Source organism: Lysinibacillus sp. NPDC095746, assembly GCF_044763535.1.
GTDB lineage: Bacteria > Bacillota > Bacilli > Bacillales_A > Planococcaceae > Lysinibacillus.
Genome location: NZ_JBIWGL010000026.1, coordinates 57852 through 68018 on the forward strand (window position 1 = coordinate 57852; position 10167 = coordinate 68018).

Below are 10167 nucleotides of genomic sequence, written 5' to 3' on the forward strand. Positions count from 1 at the left end.
TACTAATTTCATAGCAACCATTACAAGTTTGAGTGAAATAAGCTTTCATTCAATTAAAAGGAAAATGGGTGTAAATCCCATGCTGTCCCGCAGCTGTAAATGAGGAGTTTTGTTTCGATAACCACTGAGAAATTACTTGGGAAGGTGAAGCAAAATTATGATTCATGAGCCAGAATGCCTGCTTGTAAAGAGATTCATTGATGATCTACGAAAGATAGGGAGATGGATAGAGGCTTACTTATAGTAAGTTATTCTGTCCTTATTCTTTTGGAATAAGGTTTTTTTATGCCTTCTTTCAATCTTTAGATTCATTTAGTGCACCACAAACAAAGAAGGAGACATAAAATGAGATTGACAAAGTATTTACTACCTTTCACGCTTATTTTGATGTTCAGTTTACTCACTGGCTGTACAAGCAATGAAAAGGGAGAGACAGCATCGAAAAAACAGACAGACGAAAAAATGATAACGATTGGGTGGCCATTAGATGTAGGTCCATTAAATCCCCATACATATTTACCAAATCAAATGACAGCACAAGCAATGGTCTATGAATCATTGGTTGAATATAATGATGATGGAACGATTACGCCGAAACTAGCAGAAAGTTGGGACATCTCTAAGGATAAAACCTCTTATGTTTTCCATTTAAGAAAAGATGTTAAGTATTCTGACGGAACGTCTTTTAATGCAGACAATGTGATTCGTAACTTTCATGCAGTTTTAGCAAATCGTGATATGCATTCTTGGATGGGCATGGTTAATCATATTAAAGAGGTTGTGAAAGTGGATGACTTTACAATTCGTTTGCAATTGGATGAACCCTATTACCCTGTCTTAAACGAACTTGCCTTCGTAAGACCTTTCCGTTTTTTAGGTGATAATGGATTCCCTAAAGGTGATGCGACACAAGATTCAATCCAAACACCAATTGGGACAGGCCCATGGGTATTAACAGAATACAAAAAGGATGAATACGCTTTATTTAGTCGCAATGAAAACTACTGGGGAGAAAAACCTCTTGTAGAACAAATAAAAGTAAAAATTATCCCTGATTCAGAATCTATTTCGTTGGCCTTTGAAAATGAAGAATTAGATTTAATATATGGTCGTGGCATCATTAGTTTAGATAACTATACGTTTTTAAAAGATAGTGGGAAATATAAAACTGCTACGTCTGAACCTTTATCCACACGTGCGCTACTGTTGAATACACAGTCAGGTCCGTTAGCAGAATTAAAGGTACGTCAAGCGATTCAATATGTAATCAATAAGGAACAAATGGTTGACAGTATTACACATGGTACTGAAAAAGTGGCCAATACACTATTTTGGGATGCTGTGCCTTATGCCAATATTAATTTAGCGCCAATTTTATATAATCCGAAAAAAGCGCAACAATTGCTAGATGAAGCGGGATGGACGCTACAGAAGGGTGAAAAAATTCGCTCTAAAAACGGACAGCCACTAACATTAGATTTAATCTACATTGCAACAGATGCGATTCAAAAGCCAATGGCGGAACTCATGCAAGGTGAACTAGCAAAAATAGGGGTACAATTGAATTTAGAAGGCGCAGATGTGATGGTAGGTCTGCAAAAATTAATGGATAATCAGGTTGATATTAATTTCTGGCGTACAAATGGACCACCAACAGATCCACATAGCTTTGCTAATGAATCAGCTACACCAAACGCTAATGGTGTCTATGAAGCGAAATTAGGCTTACCAACTGCCAAAGAAATCGATACTAAAATTCATCAATTATTAGTAGGTACAGATGAAAAAGAGCGCGTGCAACTTTATACGGATATTTTAACAATGTTCCATGACCAAGCACTATTCTATCCTATATCTTACGAAACAAATAGCATGATTTATCAGCCATATATGAAGGATTTTGCGCCACGTGCCTCTGAATATGATCTTCCATATGCACAAATGGATAAAGAAAAATAAGTATAGAAGAGAGAGTATGTCGATCAAAGACAGCTCTCTCTTTATCATAGGATTGATTAGGAAGTGACAGCATGTATGAATCGACATGGATGTTTTGTTTAAAAAGAATTTTGACATTGCCGTTTGTATTATTTGGCGTATCCATCCTGACCTTTGTATTTATTCGTTTCGTTCCAGTAGAACCTGCGGAGGTCATTCTTAGATTGGCAAGAGTTGCGCCAACAGCAGAAGCCATTCAAGCATTGCGTGAAGAACTTGGAACAGACAAACCTTTTCTTATTCAATATTTACTATGGATAAAAGGCGTTTTGCATTTAGATTTTGGTACATCTTTTGTTAGTAAATTACCAGTAGCACATGAACTTTTCGCTAAATTACCAGCAACCATTGAATTAGCTGTTGCTGCATTTGTGTTAATTTTAGGATTAAGTATGCCATTAGGGATCATAAGTGCCTTGTATAAGCATTCCATCATCGATAAAATCATTAGACTATTGACGATCATGAGTGTTTCGATTCCAACATTTTGGTTAGGTTTTTTACTACTATATGTATTTAGTTTGAAATTAGGGATTTTCCCGACAAATGGAAAGGGCACACTAGCTCATCTAGCTTTACCCGCACTCGCACTAGCTTTACCAACAATTGGACTATTCGTTCAGTTTATCCGTACAACCATCATTGAAGAATTACAACAGCATTATGTTCAATATGCACAGCTAAGAGGATTAAAAAACTCTGTGATCCTCGTACGTCATGTTTTGAGAAATGCTATTATACCGCTATCTACTGTGTTAGGTATGACGCTTGGTAATTTACTAGGTGGTGCAGTAATTGTAGAACAGGTTTTTAGTTGGCCGGGACTCGGGAGGTATTTAATAGAATCCATTATTAACAGAGATTACCCAGTTGTACAATGCTATGTATTGATTATTGCTGTCATCTATGTGCTTGCAAATTTATGCACAGATGTATTGCATCGTCTATTGGATCCTCATCTGATGATGAAGGACAGGAGAGATTGAAGTGAGTCTATTACATAAAGAACGTGCAAATGTTAAAAGATTATTTAGTCTAACGATACTGCTGGTCATTGGCTTGTTGGGACTGTTTGCGCCAATTTTAATGCCCCATGACCCTTTAGCGGTCGATATATCAAAGAAATTTTTAGGTCCAACATGGGACTATCCATTAGGTACAGATCATCTAGGAAGATGTGTTTTCTCACGATTGCTTTTAGGTGTTCGCTATTCTTTAGGATCTGCGCTCGTTATTCAACTAGTAGCCATTCTTTTAGCAATCTTACTAGGTGCTTTTGTTGCGCTAAAAAGAGGGATGATAGATTATGTATTTATTCGAATATGTGATATTTTATTAGCTTTTCCTACACTTGTCCTTGCATTTGGACTTTTAGGTTTATTAGGTCCTAGCTTAAAAAATGTGTTAATCGCACTTGTTTTTACACAATTTATTTATTATTCAAGACTGATAAGAAGTTTGTTTATTGGGATGAATGAAAAAGATTTTATTCAAGCAGCAAAAATCAGTGGCACTTCAGGAATCAAATTAATCATACGCCATTATATCCCCAATTTACTGCCACCTATCGTAACAATTGTCGTATTAGATATAGGAAAGGTTATTTTAGAAATCGCAGGTTTTTCTTTTATTGGACTTGGCGTGCAGGCCCCCATCCCTGAATGGGGAATGATGGTGAGTGAAGGAAAACAATATATCCGTCAACATCCTGAGTTAATGCTTTATCCTGGACTTGCCATCGTCTTTGTTGTGCTATTATTGAATTATTTGGCAAGTAGTTTCAAGAATCTTGACCAATAAAGGGGGATTTATGGAGAAAGTTTTAGAAGTGCAAGACTTAACGGTAAAAATCGGTGAGAAAAATATCGTAAGCTCTATTAATATGACAGCCTATAAAGGGCGTGTCTTAGGGATTATAGGGGAAAGTGGTAGTGGAAAGACGATGCTTTGCCACGCCATCATGCAATCATTACCGGCTTCGGCGCAAATTACGCAAGGCCAAATTATCTACCAACAAGAAAATTTATTGAATGTATCAGCCACTAAATTGCGAACGTATCGTGGAAGGCATCTGTCGATGATTATGCAAAATCCGTCTATCGCTTTTGATCGTATTCAAACAATCGAAAGCCATTTTCGCGAATCATTAAAAGCTCACTTTGTAATGACTAAAAAAGAAATGAGACAGATTGCCCTTGATGCTATGGATAAAGTCAATTTACCTAATCCAGAACAGCTTTTGCACTATTATCCTTTCCAATTAAGTGGCGGAATGTTACAACGAATGATGATTGCTTTGTCATTGGCGATACAAGCTTCTGTCTATATTGCAGATGAGCCAACGACAGCCCTTGACACAGTCAATCAAAAACAAGTATTAACATTATTTCATCGTATTCGTTCGGAAACGGAAGCTGCTATTATTCTTGTAACGCACGATATTGGTGTTATTGCTGAGCTAGCTGACGATGTAGCCGTGATGTATCAAGGAGAAATAATTGAGCACACGAATGTCTATGATTTTTTTGATGCACCTCAGCATCCCTATACTAAAAAACTTTTACAATCGAGAATTATGTTTTAGAGGTGAACAATATGACGCTGCTAGAAGTGAACAATATAGAGATGCAGTATGGTCACAAACCATTCATGTTCAAACGAGGACGGAAAGCCCCTGTATTACAAGAGGTGACATTTTCGCTTCAAGAGGGTGAATGTTTAGGAATCGTCGGTCAAAGTGGTTCAGGCAAAAGTACATTAGGCCGCATTATTTTAGGAATTGAACGACCAACAAAAGGGGAGGTTCTATTTCAAGGTATTAATGTTTACGAAGCAACGAGTAAGCACAAAAAAATAATTCGTAGAGATTTACAGGCGGTCTTTCAAAATAGCTATCATTCATTTAATCCGAAGCAGACGATTTTTGAGATAATAGAAGAACCTCTCCTTAATTTCGAACGCTTCAGTAAAACAGATAGACAACATAAAGTAAAGGAATTACTAGACTGCGTGGAGTTAGAATGTTCAATTGCTCAAAACTATCCTTCACAACTTAGTGGCGGGCAACAGCAACGTGTCAACATCGCAAGAGCTCTTGCTTTAAATCCAAAATTGATTGTCTTAGATGAAGCCATTAGTAGTCTTGATATGATCTTGCAGAAGCATATTATACAATTACTTCAAACACTTCAAAAAGACAGGCAACTTGCTTATATTTTCATCTCTCATGACTTACAAGCAACACGTTTTATGTCAGACCGAATCCTCGTGATGCAGCACGGTCAGCTAGTTGAGGAGATTGGGAAAGATGGAGCATACAAGCATCCCGCATCTCTAGAACTTTACAATGCTATTTTGCCATCGCATCCCCGAGAACGAACTATTAAAAATACGTAAACTATTACGCTAGCAACTATTCGCATACTTGTCGCCATTTTTGGGTCAAGTGATGCCTTATTGTTTTATGAAAATCTTAGCCATCATCGCATTTATCTAAATGCAGCAAATTTTTTAAGTCAGTACAATTGTACTGGCTTTTTTTATACGCTAGCGCTTGGAAGTGTGGGGGAGTGTGAAATGATAGTGCCTGCAAATAAAAGAATGCAAAAAGGCATCTCATCCATAGATGAAACACCTTTACTTGAAGTTATTGAGCTAATCGTTGGAGGAAGGTATCTAATTGTACGAGTGTGACATTGTCTTCCACGCCGAACATATTATTCCCTTTACCAATCGTAATTTTATTGGAAGAAAGAATGGCTACATAATTGTAAGCCCAATGCGAACTTGGAACATCAACAAATTGTAACGGTGTTCCTTGTTGTTTTAAATGGAATGCTTCCACTAAAACTTTCGATAATTGACCGCGTGTTATCGGAGAACCTGCATTGAATTTTCCGTTTACATCACCCGTAAAAACGCCGAGTTTTTTTAGTGCTTCTGCAGCACCTGCATATTTAGACGATGGGCTTACATCTGGAAAACTTGACTTGGTATTACTAGTATCTAAATGTAATTGATTTGCTAGTTTAAGCGCTACTTCTCCACGCGATGCATATACGCTAAAGTCAACTTCAGTGCCTTTTACTTCTCCCAAATCATTTTCAGTGAAGTTTGCAATGCGTTTTGCCCCTACGTAACGAGATCCCCAGTAATAAGGATCATTAATTTTATCGATTTTTACCCCAGAGCTTGTAGTAGCTGAAATAAAATTGTTGTCACCTATGTATATGCCAACATGGGAAACACCGCTTCCCGAAGTATTAAAAAATACAAGATCCCCAGTCTTCAACTGATTTTTAGCAATCGAAGTACCTTGCTGATATTGAGCTGTAGATGTACGTTGTAGTGAAATCCCTAACTTAGAAAAAACAATTTGTGTATATGCTGAACAGTCTACACCTGTCTTAATATCTGTTCCTCCATATTGATAAGGAACACCTATATATGCTTTTGCTGTACTTGTTAAATCTGCTATCGTTGCCGCTTTTGCATCATGCACACCCACACCTGTGAAGAACATAAACGATGCGAAAATCGGTAATAACCATCTTTTCTTCAATTAAACCTACTCCTTTCAAAAAGCTTTCGCAATTGAATAAAGTAAGAATAGCATGAAACAGGCAAGAGTTATTTTTCATTAATATTACCGATTCCCCTTAAACAGCAAAATTGAAACCTTAATTTTAACTGTGTAAAACTTCTGCAACAATCATGGGCAATTTTACTAAAAATAGTTGGAATAATTGGATGAATAGGCGTTAAAGTATTTATTTGGATGTTTAAAACAGTTAATAAGCTAAAAATGAAAAACTGTATTGTTGCTATCAAAATAGCAATATTACGTTTGCGCCTAGAACAACCACACCCGGTGGCAATTCTTTAGGGGGAAAGGGAATAAAATAATAAAGGAAAGAAAACGGATATTCAATAATATTAAATAACGAATTGAGATTATTGATTTTATGTATTGTAAAAATTAATTTTATTATTCACAATTTCAATTATTTGTTATATAATCAAATCAACTAAAAGGAAAGGACTTCATTATGGCTTATAAAGTAATCACAAATTGTCCTGTCTGCAGTAAAACGTTGAAAATTACAAAGTTACAGTGCTCTCATTGTCACACGACGATTGAAAATGAGTTTGAATTATCTAAGCTGGCATCCTTATCAAAGGATCAGCTTCATTTTGTGGAAGTATTTTTAACATGCAGAGGGAATATCAAAGAAGTTGAAAAGGAACTAGGGATTTCGTATCCAACAGTACGAGGAAAGCTAACAGACATCATTTCATCCCTTGGATATGTGCAGAAGAAGAAAAATGAAGTAGACGAGAAAAAAGTTGTCACGATGTTGGAAAATGGCGAAATCACACCAGAAGAAGCCATTAAACTCTTAAAAGAAGAATAAGGAGGAATTTACTATGAAAGAGGAAATCTCAAGAGTGTTAACAATGGTTCAAGAAGGTAAGATTGATGCAGATAAGGCATCGGAACTGATTCAAGTATTAAAAGAGAAAGCAGAAATAGAGGAGAACCTTTTAGAAAAACCGACTAAATACTTAGATAAAACTTTAAAAATCCGTGTTGTATCAGCCGAAAATGATAACGTCACGGTCAATTTACCTTTAAAACTTGTCAAGGTTGTATTAATGGCTGGACACAGCATCGCAGCGAGTATTCCTCAATCGGAAAAATACGTTAAAGATATAGACATCAACCTTATTATCGAAGCAATCGAAAATGAATTAGATGGCCAAATTGTTGATATTAAATCAGCTAACGGGGATACCGTTTTGGTCATTATTGAATAGTGATTTGCTTATGATGTATGTAAAAGTGAAAGCAAAAGACGTTCGGTTCACCATCCCGGTTCCATATGCTTTTTTAAACTTTGTTTTTGCAATTTTGTCTTCAAAATTTGTTCAGCAAAAAGCAAACAAATGGACAAGCGAGCACTTCGAAAGAAAAAAACTGGATTTTACCTTTTCGCTAATTGGCAAAGAAACGCTAAAGCCTATTGTCAAGGAACTGAAAAATTATAAGGGAATCGTGCTAGTCGATGTCAAAGCTAAAGACGGTACTGAAGTTAAGGTTAAACTATAATTACAATGCACCGTTCAACTGACTGGTATTTTGAAGATAAAACCTAATTTTCTCGCTTACAATACCGAGAAAACTAGCTTAGATTTACTTAATTATAATTGAAATTGGATATGTGAAATAAAATAAAAGGATTCTTTTGATGGCGTTCGGTACTCCGGAGGTATGAATCAAAAGAATCCTTTTTTGTATAATGAGATGATGTTTTTTCAATTAATGATTTGAGAAAACCCTATAAAAGTGAGGAGGGCACTGAAAAAGTCCATATCTTCTCACATTGCGAGGTATTCAGCGGTTAATCGTCGAATACCTCGCTTTTTTCATATGGCACTGTTGTTTTCCGAAGCATTCCGCTCGCTTTCCGCGGGCGAGCGCCGAGCCTCCTCCTACGCTTCGCTTCGTGCGGGGTCTCGTCCGTCTCGCTTTCCCGCAGGAGTCGAGCGATGCTTCTCCAAACAACGCAATGTATCAACCTATTATTTTAGTCACGCTGGCCCTTATAATAAAAGCATTCATGTGCAGGTGGTGCCCCCGATTATTGTGGATGCCACACATACAAAAGCACGTTACAATCAAAAATTACCGCAAGAATTTTTACAAGAGAAATCAAAAAACGTTCGAAAAGCTGTCTATAAAATAGATGAATCGATGAAAAACAAATTTCCCGCAAAGACCACTTCTAACGAAGTAAAGGATGAATTAGCTTACTGTAAGGAAGTCATTTCAGTCATTGAAATGAACCACAAATTGCACAAATACCAGCTGTCAAAGACAAGCTGAATGTCTTAAAAGAAGTCGTAGAAGATTTCCAAGAACATCTGCATTACTCTTCTGATGCGGATGCGCGAAAAGGGCATAAGACGGTGGAATCTTAATAGGAATAAAATCTGGAATTTAATCTATTGGGCTAAAGGCATAAGCAACTACTAATATTGCCATAAGTTTAGCATTTGGGGTTCTTGGATCTTTATAAGACAAGTAGAGTACAAATAAATTTTGTTTTATTTTTTTGGCAAAGGCTTTTAATTTTGATATTAAATTATATCTTATAGAAAAAATGTTCCCCCATTCTTACCAAGAATATATCATAAAAGTAAATGGAGGAATAGAATACGTGTTAAACATGTGGGATTATCTTCAAAATAAAAACAAGCAACCAAAAAAATTGATCGCTTGTTTTCAATATAAAGTCATTATTGAGGGGGTATATAACATACCTATCTAATTAATGAAATCTTGAGGAACACATTCACGAACACCAGAATTTCTCAAGGAGTTAAATAAAGCTGCACTGATTCTTAATAGAACATTGTTATCAGTACCATCTTCTAAATCATAGATTGCAAAGTATGAATTATCGACTGTAAAAATACATTTTCTTTCTAATTTAAATCCAGGTGGTACAGGAGGAAGATTAAAACGTGGTACAACTACAGGTGTATCTCCTTCATCTCTGATAAAATTGAAAGTTTGTTGGTCAATCTCATAGATATTTACTGGATCAATCTCCACACCTTTAGCTGGAATTGTAATTTCATCTTCAACTAATAGGAAAAATCGTTCGTTTCGAAAATTGAAAAGACTTCTTGCTCCAATTTCAAATGATGCCATTTTATATTCACCTCCTTTCTATTCAATATTTTATTCATATTGAATACAGTTGTTTGGACAAAAAGGAAGTGGGAGTGAAAAATAGTTTCTGGATAAATGTCATTAAAAGCTAATAGTAATGGTGAGATTGGATGAATAACAGATATGCATAGAGATTAACTAAATAATATGAGGAAAATGTTCAGTAAGGTGATGGCATTCTGAGGTAAGAAATTAATAAAGGGTTACCAGGATAGGACAGCTTTAAATAAATAAACAAACAAGGTAAGTGATGTAGGTGTATAAATTGCTCTTTATTTAAAATGAAAAACCCCAGTATTGTACGAGGGCACTGAAAAACTTACGTTTTCATAAAAACGAACCTTTCTCAGATAAAAATAAGGCACTTCTTGTTCAATTTTGAACAGGAAGTGCCTTATTTCTGTCTCTATTCCTTATTTATTTTCGTTTAA

The 10167-nt window shown here is 36.0% G+C and carries 10 protein-coding genes, 1 pseudogene and 1 riboswitch; of the genes and pseudogenes, 9 read left to right on the forward strand and 2 right to left on the reverse strand.

Features of this window, described 5'->3' with window-relative positions; genetic code table 11:
- Positions 1 to 7 precede the first annotated feature (7 nt).
- Positions 8 to 200: riboswitch (cobalamin riboswitch) on the forward strand.
- A gap of 145 nt (positions 201 to 345) precedes the next feature.
- The 5 genes from nikA to ACIQ7N_RS18025 all read left to right on the forward strand — a co-directional run bounded on the left by nikA (position 346) and on the right by ACIQ7N_RS18025 (position 5394).
- A complete protein-coding gene (nikA, locus tag ACIQ7N_RS18005; RefSeq protein WP_402934568.1) occupies positions 346 to 1959 on the forward strand; it encodes a nickel ABC transporter substrate-binding protein in 1614 nt (537 codons plus the stop codon).
- 71 nt (positions 1960 to 2030) lie between these two features.
- Positions 2031 to 2984, forward strand: a complete 954-nt coding sequence (nikB, locus tag ACIQ7N_RS18010) for a nickel ABC transporter permease (protein ID WP_402934571.1) — start codon at positions 2031 to 2033, stop codon at positions 2982 to 2984.
- A 1-nt stretch (position 2985) separates the two neighbouring features.
- A complete protein-coding gene (locus ACIQ7N_RS18015) occupies positions 2986 to 3798 on the forward strand; it encodes an ABC transporter permease subunit (protein WP_402934574.1) in 813 nt (270 codons plus the stop codon).
- A gap of 10 nt (positions 3799 to 3808) precedes the next feature.
- The gene (locus ACIQ7N_RS18020) at positions 3809 to 4582 is read left to right on the forward strand and encodes an ABC transporter ATP-binding protein (protein ID WP_402934577.1); all 774 of its coding nucleotides are present in this window, start codon (positions 3809 to 3811) and stop codon (positions 4580 to 4582) included.
- Between the two features lie 11 nt (positions 4583 to 4593).
- Positions 4594 to 5394 carry an ABC transporter ATP-binding protein gene (locus ACIQ7N_RS18025; RefSeq protein WP_402934580.1) on the forward strand — a complete coding sequence of 267 codons (801 nt, stop codon included), beginning with the start codon at positions 4594 to 4596 and terminating at the stop codon, positions 5392 to 5394.
- A 250-nt stretch (positions 5395 to 5644) separates the two neighbouring features.
- Here ACIQ7N_RS18025 and ACIQ7N_RS18030 read toward each other — a convergent pair whose 3' ends face one another.
- The gene (locus ACIQ7N_RS18030) at positions 5645 to 6559 is read right to left on the reverse strand and encodes a C40 family peptidase (protein WP_402934583.1); all 915 of its coding nucleotides are present in this window, start codon (positions 6557 to 6559) and stop codon (positions 5645 to 5647) included.
- Between the two features lie 487 nt (positions 6560 to 7046).
- Here ACIQ7N_RS18030 and ACIQ7N_RS18035 point away from each other — a divergent pair, with 487 nt between their 5' ends.
- The 4 genes and pseudogenes from ACIQ7N_RS18035 to ACIQ7N_RS18050 all read left to right on the forward strand — a co-directional run.
- Positions 7047 to 7412 (forward strand): DUF2089 domain-containing protein, encoded by a 366-nt coding sequence (locus ACIQ7N_RS18035; protein ID WP_018393054.1) that lies wholly within the window; start codon positions 7047 to 7049, stop codon positions 7410 to 7412.
- Between the two features lie 13 nt (positions 7413 to 7425).
- Positions 7426 to 7815 (forward strand): SHOCT-like domain-containing protein, encoded by a 390-nt coding sequence (locus ACIQ7N_RS18040; RefSeq protein WP_402934586.1) that lies wholly within the window; start codon positions 7426 to 7428, stop codon positions 7813 to 7815.
- A 10-nt stretch (positions 7816 to 7825) separates the two neighbouring features.
- On the forward strand, positions 7826 to 8107 hold the full coding sequence (locus tag ACIQ7N_RS18045; protein ID WP_402934589.1) for a hypothetical protein: 282 nt from the start codon (positions 7826 to 7828) through the stop codon (positions 8105 to 8107).
- A 531-nt stretch (positions 8108 to 8638) separates the two neighbouring features.
- Positions 8639 to 8976, forward strand: a pseudogene (locus tag ACIQ7N_RS18050) (IS5/IS1182 family transposase); the annotation flags it as partial.
- 349 nt (positions 8977 to 9325) lie between these two features.
- Here the strand turns inward: ACIQ7N_RS18050 and ACIQ7N_RS18055 are convergent.
- Positions 9326 to 9715: a spore coat protein gene (locus tag ACIQ7N_RS18055; RefSeq protein WP_402934592.1), complete on the reverse strand. Its 390-nt coding sequence runs from the start codon at positions 9713 to 9715 to the stop codon at positions 9326 to 9328.
- Between the last annotated feature and the right edge of the window lie 452 nt (positions 9716 to 10167).